Origin of the sequence: Pantoea sp. LMR881 (assembly GCF_027157825.1) — a bacterium.
GTDB classification, from domain to species: Bacteria; Pseudomonadota; Gammaproteobacteria; order Enterobacterales; family Enterobacteriaceae; genus Pantoea; species Pantoea haifensis.
In genome coordinates this window covers 853,031-867,986 of record NZ_JAPVOK010000002.1, presented here as the reverse complement: position 1 = coordinate 867,986, position 14,956 = coordinate 853,031, and the positions used below count along the sequence as shown (strand labels likewise).

15 protein-coding genes and 2 pseudogenes are annotated in these 14,956 nt (G+C 53.9%); 14 read left to right on the top strand and 3 right to left on the bottom strand.

Features of this window, described 5'->3' with window-relative positions; translation table 11 throughout:
• Positions 1-6: 6 nt before the first annotated feature.
• From O3W44_RS05915 to murJ, 3 genes and pseudogenes are all read left to right on the top strand, one after another.
• A complete protein-coding gene (locus O3W44_RS05915; protein ID WP_269292351.1) occupies positions 7-645 on the top strand; it encodes a DUF480 domain-containing protein in 639 nt (212 codons plus the stop codon).
• Between the two features lies 1 nt (position 646).
• Positions 647-1,567 carry a Gfo/Idh/MocA family protein gene (locus O3W44_RS05910; protein ID WP_269292350.1) on the top strand — a complete coding sequence of 307 codons (921 nt, stop codon included), beginning with the start codon at positions 647-649 and terminating at the stop codon, positions 1,565-1,567.
• 121 nt (positions 1,568-1,688) lie between these two features.
• Positions 1,689-3,226, top strand: a pseudogene (murJ, locus tag O3W44_RS05905) (murein biosynthesis integral membrane protein MurJ).
• A 35-nt stretch (positions 3,227-3,261) separates the two neighbouring features.
• Here the strand turns inward: murJ and flgN are convergent.
• The 3 genes from flgN to flgA all read right to left on the bottom strand — a co-directional run bounded on the left by flgN (position 3,262) and on the right by flgA (position 4,764).
• The gene (flgN, locus tag O3W44_RS05900; protein WP_269292349.1) at positions 3,262-3,693 is read right to left on the bottom strand and encodes a flagellar export chaperone FlgN; all 432 of its coding nucleotides are present in this window, start codon (positions 3,691-3,693) and stop codon (positions 3,262-3,264) included.
• 5 nt (positions 3,694-3,698) lie between these two features.
• Positions 3,699-4,001: a flagellar biosynthesis anti-sigma factor FlgM gene (flgM, locus tag O3W44_RS05895; RefSeq protein WP_269292348.1), complete on the bottom strand. Its 303-nt coding sequence runs from the start codon at positions 3,999-4,001 to the stop codon at positions 3,699-3,701.
• Positions 4,002-4,104: 103 nt separating this feature from the next.
• Positions 4,105-4,764: a flagellar basal body P-ring formation chaperone FlgA gene (gene flgA, locus O3W44_RS05890; protein ID WP_269292347.1), complete on the bottom strand. Its 660-nt coding sequence runs from the start codon at positions 4,762-4,764 to the stop codon at positions 4,105-4,107.
• Between the two features lie 153 nt (positions 4,765-4,917).
• On the opposite strand from flgA, the gene flgB reads away from it, so the two are divergent.
• From flgB to flgL, 11 genes and pseudogenes are all read left to right on the top strand, one after another.
• Positions 4,918-5,331 carry a flagellar basal body rod protein FlgB gene (gene flgB, locus O3W44_RS05885; RefSeq protein WP_269292346.1) on the top strand — a complete coding sequence of 138 codons (414 nt, stop codon included), beginning with the start codon at positions 4,918-4,920 and terminating at the stop codon, positions 5,329-5,331.
• Between the two features lie 2 nt (positions 5,332-5,333).
• Positions 5,334-5,738 carry a flagellar basal body rod protein FlgC gene (flgC, locus tag O3W44_RS05880; protein WP_269292345.1) on the top strand — a complete coding sequence of 135 codons (405 nt, stop codon included), beginning with the start codon at positions 5,334-5,336 and terminating at the stop codon, positions 5,736-5,738.
• 11 nt (positions 5,739-5,749) lie between these two features.
• Positions 5,750-6,427, top strand: a complete 678-nt coding sequence (flgD, locus tag O3W44_RS05875) for a flagellar hook assembly protein FlgD (RefSeq protein WP_269292344.1) — start codon at positions 5,750-5,752, stop codon at positions 6,425-6,427.
• Positions 6,428-6,453: 26 nt separating this feature from the next.
• Complete coding sequence (gene flgE / locus O3W44_RS05870; protein ID WP_269292343.1) at positions 6,454-7,677, top strand: flagellar hook protein FlgE; 1,224 nt, start codon at positions 6,454-6,456, stop codon at positions 7,675-7,677.
• A gap of 20 nt (positions 7,678-7,697) precedes the next feature.
• Positions 7,698-8,455: pseudogene (locus O3W44_RS05865) on the top strand (flagellar basal body rod protein FlgF).
• Positions 8,456-8,471: 16 nt separating this feature from the next.
• Positions 8,472-9,254, top strand: coding sequence for a flagellar basal-body rod protein FlgG (flgG, locus tag O3W44_RS05860; protein WP_269292342.1), 783 nt, complete (start codon positions 8,472-8,474; stop codon positions 9,252-9,254).
• A gap of 63 nt (positions 9,255-9,317) precedes the next feature.
• Entirely contained in the window at positions 9,318-10,028 is a 711-nt protein-coding gene (locus O3W44_RS05855) for a flagellar basal body L-ring protein FlgH (protein WP_269292341.1), read from the top strand.
• Positions 10,029-10,037: 9 nt separating this feature from the next.
• Complete coding sequence (locus O3W44_RS05850; RefSeq protein ID WP_269292340.1) at positions 10,038-11,147, top strand: flagellar basal body P-ring protein FlgI; 1,110 nt, start codon at positions 10,038-10,040, stop codon at positions 11,145-11,147.
• Entirely contained in the window at positions 11,147-12,085 is a 939-nt protein-coding gene (gene flgJ, locus O3W44_RS05845; RefSeq protein WP_269292339.1) for a flagellar assembly peptidoglycan hydrolase FlgJ, read from the top strand. Before O3W44_RS05850 ends, flgJ begins: the two co-directional genes overlap by 1 nt.
• Before the next feature lie 124 nt (positions 12,086-12,209).
• Positions 12,210-13,850, top strand: coding sequence for a flagellar hook-associated protein FlgK (gene flgK / locus O3W44_RS05840; RefSeq protein WP_269292338.1), 1,641 nt, complete (start codon positions 12,210-12,212; stop codon positions 13,848-13,850).
• 13 nt (positions 13,851-13,863) lie between these two features.
• Positions 13,864-14,829 carry a flagellar hook-associated protein FlgL gene (gene flgL / locus O3W44_RS05835; protein WP_269292336.1) on the top strand — a complete coding sequence of 322 codons (966 nt, stop codon included), beginning with the start codon at positions 13,864-13,866 and terminating at the stop codon, positions 14,827-14,829.
• The last annotated feature ends 127 nt before the right edge of the window (positions 14,830-14,956 follow it).

The window sequence follows — 14,956 nt, the reverse complement described above, 5'->3', positions numbered from 1 at the left end:
TGGGGCATGAAGATGGCTTTGTCGGCGCAGGCGCTGCGGGTAATAGGCTGCCTGTTAGAGAAACAGGTCACCACACCAGAACAATATCCGCTTTCTCTTAACGGCGTGGTGACGGCCTGTAATCAAAAATCGAATCGCGAGCCGGTCATGAACCTGAGCGAAGGTGAAGTCCGGGATCAGCTCGATCAGCTGGTAAAAAAGCATTTGGTCACTGCAAACAGTGGTTTTGGTCAGCGCGTCGCTAAATATGAACAACGCTTTTGCAATTCAGCGTTTGGTAATCTGCAACTGAACAACGCCGAAGTCGCAATTTTAGCCCTGCTGTTTTTGCGCGGCGCGCAAACACCTGGCGAATTACGTACCCGCAGCGGTCGTCTTCATGAATTCGCCGATGTCGCTGAGGTTGAACAGACGCTGGAGAGCTTAATTCAGCGTGACGACGGGGCAATGGTTGTACGGCTGGCGCGTGAGCCCGGTAAGCGTGAAAGCCGCTTTATGCATCTGTTTGGCGGTGAGCTGGATGAGCAATCCACGCCAGTGGAGACAGACGCTGACAGCGAGTTAGCCACGCGGGTTGCCACGCTGGAACAGCAAGTGATCGCGCTTCAGACGCAGCTGGCACAGTTGCTGAAACAGGAGAGTTAACATGACGTTGCGCATTGGTATGGTCGGGCTGGGCGGTATCGCACAGAAAGCCTGGCTGCCGGTATTATCCCCTGCGATTGACTGGACATTCGTCGGCGCGTTTTCCCCGAACCAAAACAAAGCTAAACCGATTTGCGACAGCTATCGCATCGCCTGTTTCAGCACCCTGAACGATCTCGCTGCCGCCTGCGACGCGGTATTTGTTCACAGCAGCACGGCCAGCCACTATGAAGTGGTCAACGCTTTGCTGCTGGCGGGTAAAGATGTCTGTGTTGATAAACCCCTGGCCGAGACACTTAGCCAGGCTGAAGCCTTAGTTGCCCTGGCGCATAAGCAGAAGCGTAAGCTGATGGTGGGATTTAACCGCCGCTTCGCCCCCTGTTATCAGCAGCTAAAAGCCAACATGCCCAGTGCCGCCTCGCTGCGTATCGAGAAACATCGCTGCGACAGCGTAGGCCCACACGATTTGCGCTTTACCTTACTCGATGATTATCTGCACGTGGTGGATACCGCCCTGTGGCTCGGCGGCACCCAGGCCATCAGCCTGCAGGGACACATTGAGACCAATGAGCGCGGTGAAATGCTTTATGCTGAACACCATTTTGCTGCCGGACGCCTACAAATCACTACCAGTATGCATCGTCGGGCGGGCAGCCAGCGCGAGCGCGTCAGTGCCGTGTGTGACAGCAAATGTATTGATATTGTTGATATGCGCGACTGGCAGGAGGAGAGCGCCAGTGGCCTGCTGATTACGCCGCCCGCCGCCTGGCAAAGCCAGTTAACGCTGCGCGGATTTAGCGGAGCAGCGCAGCATTTCATTACCTGCGTACAAAATCAGACAATGCCGGAAACCAGCGGCGAGCAGGCTTTACTGGCGCAGCGCGTCGTGGAAAAGTTGTGGCGTGAGGCTGAGCGCGAATAACCCCTTGTAACACTCAGTGCTGGTCATTTCCCGCCGTGGCAGTAGACTATCGCCGGGCATCACAGGATGCCTGCGCTAAGTCACTCATTTTGCCGATTCTTTTCAGGATGCGCCGCTAATTATGAATTTGTTGAAATCGCTGGCAGCGGTCAGTTCCATGACCCTGTTTTCCCGCGTACTGGGCTTTGCCCGTGATGCCATCGTGGCGCGAGTCTTTGGTGCCGGTATGGCAACCGATGCTTTTTTCGTGGCCTTTAAACTGCCTAATCTGCTGCGTCGCATTTTTGCTGAAGGCGCGTTCTCGCAGGCCTTTGTCCCGATTCTGGCTGAATATAAAAGTAAGCAAGGAGATGAAGCGACGCGGCTCTTTTTCGCCTATGTTTCAGGGTTGCTGACGCTGGTGCTGGCGGTTGTCACAGTGTTGGGCATGATCGCCGCACCCTGGGTCATTCTGATAACCGCGCCAGGATTTGCCGATACTGCCGATAAGTTTGCGCTGACCAGTGCACTGCTGCGCGTGACTTTTCCTTATATCTTACTAATTTCACTCGCCTCGCTGGTGGGCGCAGTACTGAATACCTGGAACCGGTTTTCAGTTCCGGCCTTTGCGCCGACACTGCTGAACGTCAGCATGATCGGTTTTGCGCTGTTTGCTGCTCCCCATTTTCACCCGCCAGTAATGGCGCTGGCGTGGGCGGTGGTAGCAGGAGGCGTATTGCAACTGGGTTATCAGCTGCCGCACCTGAAAAAGATTGGCATGCTGGTGCTGCCACGCCTCAATTTAAAGGATGCGGGCGTCTGGCGCGTAATGCGTCAAATGGGACCGGCAATCCTTGGCGTTTCGGTCAGCCAGATATCTCTCATTATCAATACGATATTCGCTTCTTTTCTGGTTTCCGGTTCGGTGTCGTGGATGTATTACGCTGACCGTCTGATGGAGTTTCCGTCTGGCGTATTAGGCGTGGCGCTAGGCACGATTTTGCTTCCTTCACTGGCGAAGAGTTTTTCCAGCGGTAATCACGATGAATATTCGCGCCTGATGGACTGGGGGTTGCGGCTCTGTTTCCTGCTGGCGCTGCCAAGTGCGGTGGCGCTGGGTATGTTATCCGGTCCGCTGACTGTCGCACTGTTCCAGTATGGCAAATTCACGGCATTTGATGCCGCCATGACTCAGCGCGCGTTGATTGCCTATTCAGTGGGGCTGATGGGGTTGATTGTGGTGAAAGTGCTGGCACCGGGCTTCTATTCGCGTCAGGACATTAAAACACCGGTTAAGATTGCGATTATCACCTTAATCATGACGCAGCTGATGAATCTGGCTTTTATTGGCCCGTTAAAACATGCCGGTCTGTCGCTTTCAATTGGTCTGGCGGCCTGCCTGAATGCGGCGCTGCTTTACTGGCAATTGCGCAAAAAGAATATTTTCCAGCCACAGCCGGGCTGGCGCCCGTTTCTGCTGCGCTTGTTTGTCGCCGTGTTAACCATGGCGGCAGCGTTATATGGCATGTTGCTGCTGATGCCCGCATGGGAGCAAGGCGCCATGTTATGGCGTTTACTGCGTCTGGCTGCGGTTTGTGCGGTGGGGGTGGGGCTTATTTTATGATGCTGGCTCTGCTGGGGTTTCGTCTGCGCGACTTCGCACGGCGCACCACCGCCTGATCATAAAAAAATCCCGCGTTTATCGCGGGATTTTTTTACACTTTTTGACGCAGTGTCGACTGGCCTTTACCCTTGCCGTCCGGACCGTAAAACGCCTGGGTTTGATGCGGTTTCAAAACGTCGAGTGCTTCATTAGTGAAGCGAATCTGATGTTGTAGCAGCAAGCCGTTATGGCTGTTCGCGTCACGTAAACGCCGCGTATGTTGCTGAATAGTTTGCCAGACACGCACCAGGTCATTTTGACCGCGATAAGGTGCCTTGATGCCCTGCGTGGACTCGGCGCTACGGCGCATCTCATCCAGATAACGCAACGTTGCGAGTAGCGCGCTCTTATCTTCTGTTATGCGCTGCAACAGGTTGCTGTTAATCTGGCCTGCCGCCAGCTGTTGCTGCTCTTCGTTTAACACGTTCGCTAACGAAGCGAGCACTTCCTGCATCTTATCTAACGTGGTCAGCAAATTACTCATGGGGATTATTTACCCTCTAAATACGCCTTAGTGTCGGCAATCAGCGCGTCAGCAATCTTGCCGGTATCCATTTTAAGTTCGCCATTACGAATGGCGGTTTTCAGTTGTTCAACGCGCTGGACATTAATGTCCTGGCTGCTGGGCTGCATCAGTTGTGACTGTGCGCTGCTCAGGTTGACCTGCGCGGCACCCGGCGTGGTCGCTGTAGCGGTACTGTTTGGGCGCACTTTGCTGCTGCTCTGCTCGCTGGTATCGCGCGTTTGTACGGTACTTACCGGTTTCAGCGGTTGGGTTCTGTCAATGCTCATATTCGGGCTCCTGTACGGTCAGTGGAGTCTGCCACCTGAATCAGAATAGCGTAATTGCTTTACTGATTCTTCTATCGGCAGAACAACAGGCTTCTTTAACGCTTTATAGTGTTATCAGAATATTCCCATCATCACTGACCCGACCGCTAACAATCTGGCCATTTCCCATCCTCACACGTACCCATTGTGCGCTGGCTGCATTATTCAGTGCCTTGCCTTCACTGCTGGCGTTAAAGCCTTCTCCGCTGGCAATCACCTGCACGTTTTGTCCGGCTTTCACTCGCCAGGGTTGACGCAGCATCGACAAACTTACCGGCTGACCGGGTTGAATGTCGCGTAATACCACCGCATCGGCAACGGATTCACTCGTAAACAGCGTGCGTGCAGGAAGCGTATCCAGCCGCCCGTTTTGCAGACGAAAGTCATCTTGCGCAACGTGAGTTCCCCGCGCCAGTTGACGTTTAGCCACCAGATATTCGCCGGTGACCTGCACCTGCACCTGAAGATAACGGCGGTTTTCACCGCAGTTTGCCGCCACGCTCATATTGCCCCACAACCGGCTGTTGCCCGGTAAAGCAAAGCGGGGCGCATCACAATCGGGCCATTGTGTTTTTGGCGTCCGTATCACTACTTTCATGCCCGCGGCGTGCTGCGGATCGCGTGCTTTAAAAAATTGGGTCAGTTGTGCACTGAGTTCAGTTGCGCTAACGGGCAGGGCACTTATTGCCAGCAGGCTCGCTAACAGAATGGGATAGCCACGCATGGTGTTCTCCTCACTGATGATGGCGACGAGTGTACGCGCAGAAAAAAAAATCAAGAGTCAAAAATAGCATCGATTTGGGGCGTTATTCAGACGATGGCTCTTGCATTTCCCCGATTAAGCTGCTTGCTCGAAATTCTCATTCGTGGAGGAAGCATGCTCGACAAACTTGATGCGGCGCTGCAATTCGGTACCGAAGCCCTCAACCTACGTGCTCAACGTCAGGAAATTTTGGCGTCAAATATTGCCAACGCCGATACCCCGGGTTACCAGGCCCGAGATATCGACTTTGCCAGCGAGCTGAACCGGGTCATGGCCAACGGCCGTGCCGAGGGCGGCAGCATGTCGTTAAAGGTCACGTCGGCGCGTCACATTGAAGCACAGACTCACTCTATGCCGTCGATGGAGCTGCTGTATCGCATTCCCGATCAGCCCGCTGCTGACGGTAACACCGTAGATATGGACCGTGAACGTACGCAGTTCGCGGATAACAGCCTTAAATATCAAACCGACCTCACGCTTATCAGTAGCCAGATCAAAGGCATGATGAGCGTATTACAAGGGCAATAATTATGGCCTTGCTGAATATTTTTGACATTGCCGGTTCAGCGATGACCGCGCAATCACAGCGATTAAACGTCAGTGCCAGTAACCTGGCCAACGCCGACAGCGTGACCGGTCCCGATGGTCAGCCCTACGTGGCAAAACAAGTTGTGTTTCAAACCGATGCTGCACCGGGTGCCGCAACGGGCGGGGTAAAAGTCGCCCAGGTAATGAACGATCCGTCACCCGCCAAACTGGTTTACGACCCAGGCAATCCCATGGCCGATGAGAAAGGTTACGTGAAGATGCCGAATGTGAATGTGGTCGCTGAAACGGTTAATACCATGTCAGCTTCCCGCAGTTACCAGGCCAACGTTGAAGTCCTGAACACCGTGAAGTCGATGATGATGAAAACCCTGACGATAGGTCAATAAAGGAGAGTTTTATGGGTATCGCGGTAGGCGTTAATGAGCGGCTGGACCCCAGCGTCCTGAGCTCATCCAGCAGCACAGGCACCGGTAACAGTGCAGAAGATTTGCAGAACCAGTTTTTGACCATGCTGGTAACGCAGTTGCAGAACCAGGATCCAACCAATCCAATGGATAACAGCCAGCTCACCACGCAGTTGGCGCAGATCAATACCCTGAGTGGCATTGAGAAACTCAACACGACGCTGGGCTCTATTTCCGGCCAGATCAGTACCAGTCAGTCGCTGCAAAGTTCAACGCTGATTGGTCATGGCGTAATGATTGACGGCTCGCAGGTGTTAGTAGGCAGCGGCACGACCACGCCATTTGGCGTTTCGTTGACCACGGCGTCTACCGCCACTACCGCCACCATCAAAGATTCAGGCGGGAATGTGATCAGCACGGTTGATCTGGGTGCACTCAGCGCGGGGGTTCATACCTTCTCGTGGGATGGCAAATTACCCGACGGCTCTGTTGCGCCAGATGGCAAATACTCGGTTTCAATTGCCGCCAGCAATGGCAGCACCCAACTGGTTGCACAACCGCTTAACTACGCCCTGGTAAATGGCGTAAGTAGTTCAGCAGACGGCAACGCAAAACTGGATCTCGGCACCATGGGCTCCGCCACTCTTGACGAAATACGTCAGATTCTCTGATTAACCTGTAACCAGGAGAAATAAATATGTCATTTTCCCAAGCAGTCAGCGGCCTTGGTGCTGCCTCAAGCAACCTTGATGTTATCGGCAACAACATTGCGAACTCCGCAACTGCGGGCTTTAAGTCAAGCACCATCGCCTTTGCCGATATGTTTGCCGGTTCTAACGTGGGCCTCGGTACCAAAGTGGCTGCGGTGATCCAAAACTTTAACGATGGCACTACCACCACCACCAGCCGTGGCCTGGATGTGGCGCTGAGCGGTAACGGTTTCTTCCGTATGACTGATACCAGCGGCGCGGTGTATTACTCACGTAACGGCCAGTTTACGCTGGACGAAAACCGCAACCTGGTGAATACCCAGGGCCTGACTGTTACCGGTTATCCCGCCAGCGGCGTGCCACCGACTATCCAGACCGGTGCTAACCCGGTTGCGATCAGCATTCCGACAGATCAGATGTCAGCGCGTGCTACCACCACTGCGAGCCAGGTTGCCAACCTGAACTCAACGGACGAAACGCCAAGCGTGACGCCGTTCTCGGCCAGCGATGTGGACAGCTATAACTCCAAAAGCACCATGACGGTATATGACTCGCAGGGTAACGATCATGCGCTAGACATGTACTACATCAAAACGGCTGATAACCAGTGGACGGTGCATGCGCTGGACTCCAGCACCTCACCCGCAAGCGATGCGGGCACCTTCACGCTCGCATTTGATGCCAATGGTCAGCTTACCGGCATTAATGGCGGTACAGCGTCTACCGTGACACTGCAGATCAACGGCAGCAATGGCGCCGCTGCGAATCAGAACATCACGTTAAGCATGCTGGGCAGTGCGCAGCAAAATACCGGCTCCACCACCTTTGGCAACCCGACGCAAGACGGCTATGCGCCAGGTGACCTGACCAGCTACGCGATTAACGATGATGGCACCATTACCGGTACCTATTCCAACCAGCGTACCCAGCTACTGGGCCAGATCGTGCTGGCGAGCTTCTCTAACCCGGAAGGCTTGCAGTCAGAAGGGGATAACGTCTGGTCTGCCACCAACTCTTCAGGTCAGGCAGCGATTGGTCTGGCTAACACCGGAACTTACGGTTCACTGACCTCAGGCGCGCTGGAAGCATCCAACGTGGATATGAGCAAGGAACTGGTAAACATGATCGTGGCGCAGCGCAACTATCAGGCGAATGCCCAGACCATCAAAACTCAGGACCAGATTCTTAACACCCTGGTTAACTTACGTTAATCCGCTAACGGGATTGCTTTATGGATCATGCGATATATACGGCGATGGGGGCGGCCAGCCAGACACTGGATCAGCAAGCCGTCACCGCCAGCAACCTCGCCAACGCCTCAACGCCGGGCTTTCGTGCTCAGTTGAACGCGCTGCGCGCGGTGCCCGTCAATGGTTGGTCATTACCGACCCGTACGTTGGTCACCGCTTCAACACCGGGTGCCGACATGAGTCAAGGGGCGATGGATTACACCGAGCGTCCATTGGATGTGGCGGTTCAGCAAGATGGCTGGCTGGCCGTACGTACGGCGGATGGCAGTGAAGCCTATACCCGCAACGGTAATATGCAGATTAGCCCGGACGGCACCTTGACCATTCAGGGCAATCCCGTGATGGGCGATGGCGGGCCAATTGCGATTCCTCAGGGTGCTGAAATCACCATCGCAGCTGACGGCTCAATCACCGCATTGAATGCGGGTGACGCGCCGAATGCCACGGTGCAGCTTGGACGTCTCAAGCTGGTAAAAGCCACAGGCCAGGAGATGCAGCGCAGTGATGACGGCATGTTCCGGCCAACGCAAGCGGCGCAGGCGACGCGCGGGGCGACATTGCAGGCTGATGCGACCATGCAGGTAATGCCTGGCGTGCTGGAAGGCAGCAACGTTAAACCAGTCGAAACCATGGTCGACATGATCGCCAACGCCCGACGTTTTGAGATGCAAATGAAAGTGATCACAAACGTCGATGAAAACGAACAAAGGCCAATCAGCTGCTGAACATGAGCAGCTAAGGCGCGAGGATAAAATATGATTCGTTCTTTATGGATCGCCAAAACCGGTCTCGATGCACAGCAAATGAACATGGACGTTATTGCCAACAACCTGGCAAACGTCAGCACTAACGGCTTTAAGCGATCGCGTGCGGTGTTCGAAGATTTGATGTACCAAACCATGCGCCAGCCAGGTACGCAGTCGTCTGAACAGACGACGCTGCCGTCAGGCTTGCAGATTGGTACGGGTGTGCGTCCGGTGACGACCGAACGTTTGCATACCCAGGGCAACCTGTCACAGACCGATAACTCAAAAGATATTGCGATCAACGGCCAGGGTTATTTTCAGATCCAGCTGCCAGACGGCACCGCCGCGTATACCCGTGACGGCGCTTTCCAGGTTGATCAGAATGGTCAGTTAGTGACGAACTCCGGCTTTCCGGTACAGCCAGGCATCACCATTCCGGCCAATGCCTTAAGCATTACCGTGTCGCGTGATGGGGTGGTGAGCGTGACGCAGCAGGGGCAAACCCAGGCGCAGCAGGTGGGGCAGCTTACTCTGAGCACCTTCATCAACGATTCAGGTCTCGACAGCATCGGTGAGAATCTCTATCAGGAGACGCAGGCATCAGGCGCACCCACTGACAGCACGCCAGGCCAGAATGGCGCAGGTTTGCTCTATCAGGGATATGTGGAAACGTCGAACGTTAACGTGGCTGAAGAGCTGGTCACAATGATCCAGACGCAGCGTGCGTATGAGATCAACAGCAAAGCGATCAGCACTTCGGATCAAATGCTGCAGAAATTAACCCAGATTTAATGCTGGTGATAACGGCCAGCTCTGGCTGGCCTGAAGAATAGACATTTATAAGGTCGTGACTCCGTGGCGAAGCAACAGATTCTCAAGCCTGGTCATTGGTTAGTAGCAACACTGCTGCTGACTCTTAACGGTTGTGCATTAGTGCCGCGCACGCCGCTGGTGGAAGGGGCGACCACGGCTCAGCCGCTGCCGTCTGCACCGCCCGTGGTGAACGGCTCCATTTTTCAGGGCGTCGCACCGCTCAACTACGGCTACCAGCCGCTGTTTGAGGACCGCCGTCCACGTAACATTGGCGATACCCTGACGATCACGCTGCAAGAAAACGTCAGTGCCAGCAAAAGTTCTTCTGCCAATGCCAGCCGTGACAGCAGCAGCAGTTTCGGCCTGACCAGCATACCTACAGCCTTGACTGGGTTGGTCGGCGCAAGTGGTGAAAAAGCCAATATTGGCGCAGAAGGAAATAATGATTTCGCAGGCAAAGGTGGCGCATCTGCCAATAATACCTTTACCGGCACCATCACCGTCACCGTGGATCAGGTGTTGTCAAACGGCAACCTGCACGTTGTTGGTGAAAAACAGATCGCCATTAATCAGGGCACGGAGTTCATTCGCTTCTCGGGCGTGGTCAATCCGCGCACCATCAGCGCCAGCAACTCTGTGTTATCGACGGCGGTGGCCGACGCACGTATTGAGTACGTCGGAAATGGGTATATCAATGAAGCGCAGACCATGGGTTGGTTCCAGCGTTTCTTCATGAACGTGTCGCCGATGTAAGAGGTTTCGATGAAAAAGTTAACGTTATTGCGTATGGGTCTGTGTTTGCTGTTGGGCGTAAGCCTGATGGCCCAGGCCGATCGTATTCGCGATCTGACCACAGTACAGGGCGTACGTGATAACCAGTTGCTTGGTTACGGTTTGGTTGTTGGCCTGGATGGCACCGGCGACCAGACAACTCAGACTCCGTTCACCACGCAAACAGTGAACAATATGCTGTCGCAGTTAGGCATTACCGTCCCGACCGGCACCAACATGCAGTTAAAGAACGTGGCCGCGGTGATGGTAACCGCCAAGCTGCCGTCGTTCGCGCGTCAGGGACAAACATTAGATGTAGTGGTCTCTTCGCTGGGTAATGCGAAAAGTCTGCGCGGCGGTACGCTGCTGATGACGCCACTGAAAGGGGTAGACAACCAGGTTTATGCGCTGGCGCAGGGTAACATTCTGGTCGGTGGTGCAGGGGCTTCGGCGGGCGGCAGTAGCGTGCAGGTTAACCAGTTGAACGGTGGCCGCATCACCGGCGGCGCAACGGTAGAGCGTGAACTGCAAAGCAATTTCGGTTCGCAAAATACCCTTAACCTGCAACTGAATACCGAAGATTTCTCAATGGCGCAGCGGATTGCTGATGCGATCAACGCACGCGGAGGGTACGGCGCGGCACAACCGCTGGATGCCCGCACCGTTCAGGTTCGGGTCTCTCCGAATAACGGAGCGCAGGTGCGTTTGCTGGCGGAAATTCAAAATATTGACGTGTCGATACCGGTGGAGGATGCCAAAGTCATCATCAACTCACGTACCGGTTCGGTGGTGATGAACCGCGAAGTCACGCTGAATACCTGTGCCGTGGCGCAAGGAAACTTGTCGGTGACCGTCAATCAGCAAAACAACGTCAGTCAGCCTGATACGCCTTTCGCCGGTGGTCAGACAGTGGTTGCCCCTCAAACGCAGATCGATCTGCGTCAGAGCGGCGGTGCGCTGCAGCGGGTGAATGCCAGCGCCAATCTGAACAACGTGGTGCGGGCGCTGAATGCGCTGGGTGCGTCGCCTATCGAGCTGATGTCAATTTTGCAATCGATGCAAAGTGCGGGCTGCCTGCGCGCCAAACTGGAAATTATCTAATGGATACCCAATCGCTGATGAATGCGGCTTACGACAGCCGCTCACTGAACGAACTGAAACGCCAGGCGAGTAGTGACCCAAAAGGCAAGGCCTTGCAGGTAGCGCGACAGGTAGAAGGCATGTTCGTACAAATGATGTTGAAAAGCATGCGTGAAGCATCGCCGCAGGATGGTTTGCTGAGTAATGACCAGACGCGGCTTTATACCTCGCTTTACGATCAGCAGATTGGGCAAGAAATAGGTAAACGTGGCCTCGGCTTGGCTGAGACCATTGTAAAACAGATGCAGCCCGCCAAAGCGCCCGACGAGCGGGCAGGCACGGTGCCGATGAAGCTGGATAACAGCTTCATTATGAGCACGGTTGCGCCGATGCAGCTGGAGCAAATGGTTCGCAAAGCCGTACCGCGCTTGCCCGTCTCGCCATCAAATCTGCCCAGCGACAGCAGTGAGTTTATTGCTCAACTGGCGCAGCCAGCGAAAGCAGCCAGCCAGGAGAGTGGCATTCCACATCATCTTATTCTGGCGCAGGCTGCGCTGGAATCAGGCTGGGGACAACGTCAGATCCTGACCCGCGACGGCAAACCGAGCTACAACGTTTTTGGTATCAAAGCCAGCGGTAACTGGAAAGGCGAAACCACTGACATCATGACCACAGAGTATGAGCAGGGTGAAGCGAAAAAAGTAAGGGCCAGTTTCCGCGTTTATAACTCCTATTTCGAGGCGATAACCGACTACGTCAAACTCCTCACCAATAACCCTCGCTATGCCGCCGTTGCTAACGCGCAAAGTGCAGAGCAGGGTGCACAGGCATTACAGGCGGCAGGCTATGCAACCGATCCGAAATATGCGCAAAAACTGGTAGGAATGATTCAGCAATTCAAGAACATGGGTGAAAAGGTTGTAAAAGCTTACAGTCAGGATTTAACCGATCTGTTCTGATATTTCAGCCTCAAGTTTCGTGTAATTAAGCCGATAATAACATCATACGCCAGGGGCGTTTTCGCACGTTGGCACCCACATTGATGTCTGCCACCCCGGTTAACGGGAAATGTAAGGAACCGAGATGTCCAGCATAATTAACTCCGCGATGAGCGGGCTCAGTGCAGCGCAGGCTGCGTTGAACACCACCAGTAACAACATCACCAACTATACGGTGGCAGGCTATTCGCGCCAGACAACGATTCTGTCTCAGGCCAACAGCACACTCCAGGGCAACAGTTACTACGGTAACGGCGTCAATGTGTCGGGCGTGCAGCGCGAATATGATGAGTTCATCACTGCGCAGTTACGTGGATCCAGCGCGAATTACAGTGCAGTCAGCACCCAATACAGCCAGATCTCGAATATTGACGATATTCTGTCAACTTCCAACGCCAGCCTGTCAGATGCGTTGCAAGGCTTCTTTACCAACCTGCAAAATATCGTGAGTAATGCGGACGATCCGGCGGCGCGTCAGTCAATGCTGAGCAATGCACAAGGTCTGGTCAATCAGTTTCAGACCACGGCGCAATACCTGACGAATATGCAGACCAGCATTAACACCGATATCACGTCGAGCATTGATCAGATCAATACCTATACCAGTCAAATTGCCGATCTCAATAAACAAATCGGCAAGCTGACGACCGGTACTGGTGCTGCACCGAATAACTTACTCGATCAGCGCGATCAACTGGTTAACAGCCTGAACAGCGTAGTTGGCGTTACCGTTACTCAACAGGACGGCAGTTATGTTGTCTCAATGGCCAATGGGATGTCGCTGGTAAATGGCAATAAATCAACCGAGCTGGTTGCCATGAACGCCAGCAGCGATCCTTCGCGCGTTACAGTGGGTTACGTTGACAACACGGCAGGCAACGTTGAAATTCCGGAAAAATTGCTTACTAAAGGCTCACTGGGCGGATTACTCGCTTTCCGTAGCGAAGACCTGGATCTGGCGCAGAACCAGTTAGGTCAACTGGCGGCGGCATTTACCACCAGCTTTAACGACGTACATAAACAGGGCTACGACAGCAACGGCGATCAGGGCAGCGATTTCTTCGCTATCGGCAGCCCGGTCGTGCTGAGCAACACAAAAAACAACTCTAACGCTACCGTGACCGCACAATGGACAGACACCAGTGCGCTGAAGGCGTCGAATTACACGGTGAGCTATGACGGCACTAACTGGACCGCGACCCGCGCCTCTGACAAGGTCACGATTAACCTGACGCCGGTTACCTCTGGCGGCAACACCACGCTGAGCTTTGATGGCCTGGAGCTCACCGTAAATGGGACGCCATCGGCGAAAGACAGCTTTTTGGTGAAACCGGTACAGAACGCCATTGCTGGCATGTCGGTTGCCATTACGGATGAATCACAAATTGCTGCGGCAGGTGACATCGGCGGCGAAAGTGATAACCGCAATGCGCAAAAGCTGTTGGATTTGCAGGACGCTAACCTGGTTAACGGTAATGCAACCTTGTCCCAGGCTTATGCTTCGATTGTCAGCACCGTAGGCAATAAAACCAGCTCGCTGGAAACGGCCAGCACGACCCAGGAAAACGTAGTGAATCAGTTAAGCGATCGTCAGCAATCTGTTTCTGGCGTTAACCTCGATGAAGAGTACGCTAACCTGACGAAATATCAGCAATATTACATGGCTAATGCGCAAATTCTGCAAACCGCCAGCGCCATTTTTGATTCTTTGATGAGCATCCGCTAGAGGTAAAAAAAGAATGCGTATCAGTACAAACATGATTTTCTCCCAGCAGGTGCGTGGGATTACGGAATCACAATCCTCCTGGCTGAAATCCGGCGCTGAGCTGACCAGTGGTCGCCGCGTTAGCAATCCTTCTGACGATCCCATTGCCGCCTCGCGCGCGGTGGTGCTGTCGCAGACGCAGGCGCAAAGCAGCCAGTACGCACTGGCGCGCACGTTTGCTAACCAAAACCTGTCGATGGAAGATAATATTCTGGGCGGCGTCACGCTGAGCATACAGTCAGCGCAAGAGAAAATTGTTGCGGCCTCAACGGGAACCTTAAGTGATGATGACCGTGAGTCATACGCAACAGAACTTGAAGGTATTCGCGCGCAGTTACTTAATCAGGCAAACAGCCAGGACGGTAATGGTCGCTATATTTTTGCCGGTTATAAAACAGACAGCGCCCCGTTTGTTGATGGCGGCAGCTCCGCTGTCACCTATGCCGGTGGCAATGATGCGATCACGCAAAAAGTAGACGCCAGCCGCACCATGACTGTGGGCCACACGGGCAGCGATATTTTTATGTCGATCACCAGTAATGCCAGGCCTGAGCCGGATGGCAGCGCCAGCGAAACCAACGTGTTCACTATGCTGGACACGGCAATCGCTGCGCTGAGAACGCCCCAGACGGATGCTGATGACGCAACGCGCCAGGATTTTCAGGATACGATGGATAAAACCAACCGTGGCTTAAATAATGCCCTGAACAATGTGCTAAGCGTGCGCTCTGAAATCGGTGTCCAGATGTCTGAACTCGATACTCTGGATGCGCAAGGGGACAGCCGTGACGTGATTTTAAAATCACAGATGAGCAACCTGGTGGATGTCGATTACACTGCGTCGATTTCTGATTACACTATGAAACAGGCAGCCCTTCAGGCTTCCTACACAGCGTTCAGCGACATGTCGCAAATGTCGCTGTTCCAGTTAAACGCATAAATTTTGTTATTTGAGCGCGCTTAAACCGGGCGCGCTTCAGTTTCCCACTCGCTTGTGACAAGAGAGTGGGATTTTTTTGCCTGCTGTTTGTAAAGCTGAAAGAGGGCAATAAAAAACCCCGGTCAGA

Excerpts from the sequence above, each read along its gene's own strand:
- flgN (WP_269292349.1), bottom strand. The coding sequence starts at position 3,693 with ATGAGTAATTTGCTGACCACGTTAGATAAGATGCAGGAAGTGCTCGCT.
- flgL (WP_269292336.1), top strand. The coding sequence starts at position 13,864 with ATGCGTATCAGTACAAACATGATTTTCTCCCAGCAGGTGCGTGGGATT.
- O3W44_RS05910 (WP_269292350.1), top strand. The coding sequence starts at position 647 with ATGACGTTGCGCATTGGTATGGTCGGGCTGGGCGGTATCGCACAGAAA.
- flgG (WP_269292342.1), top strand. The coding sequence starts at position 8,472 with ATGATTCGTTCTTTATGGATCGCCAAAACCGGTCTCGATGCACAGCAA.
- O3W44_RS05915 (WP_269292351.1), top strand. The coding sequence starts at position 7 with ATGAAGATGGCTTTGTCGGCGCAGGCGCTGCGGGTAATAGGCTGCCTG.
- flgD (WP_269292344.1), top strand. The coding sequence starts at position 5,750 with ATGGGTATCGCGGTAGGCGTTAATGAGCGGCTGGACCCCAGCGTCCTG.
- flgJ (WP_269292339.1), top strand. The coding sequence starts at position 11,147 with ATGGATACCCAATCGCTGATGAATGCGGCTTACGACAGCCGCTCACTG.
- flgE (WP_269292343.1), top strand. The coding sequence starts at position 6,454 with ATGTCATTTTCCCAAGCAGTCAGCGGCCTTGGTGCTGCCTCAAGCAAC.
- flgK (WP_269292338.1), top strand. The coding sequence starts at position 12,210 with ATGTCCAGCATAATTAACTCCGCGATGAGCGGGCTCAGTGCAGCGCAG.
- flgB (WP_269292346.1), top strand. The coding sequence starts at position 4,918 with ATGCTCGACAAACTTGATGCGGCGCTGCAATTCGGTACCGAAGCCCTC.
- flgM (WP_269292348.1), bottom strand. The coding sequence starts at position 4,001 with ATGAGCATTGACAGAACCCAACCGCTGAAACCGGTAAGTACCGTACAA.
- O3W44_RS05850 (WP_269292340.1), top strand. The coding sequence starts at position 10,038 with ATGAAAAAGTTAACGTTATTGCGTATGGGTCTGTGTTTGCTGTTGGGC.
- flgC (WP_269292345.1), top strand. The coding sequence starts at position 5,334 with ATGGCCTTGCTGAATATTTTTGACATTGCCGGTTCAGCGATGACCGCG.
- flgA (WP_269292347.1), bottom strand. The coding sequence starts at position 4,764 with ATGCGTGGCTATCCCATTCTGTTAGCGAGCCTGCTGGCAATAAGTGCC.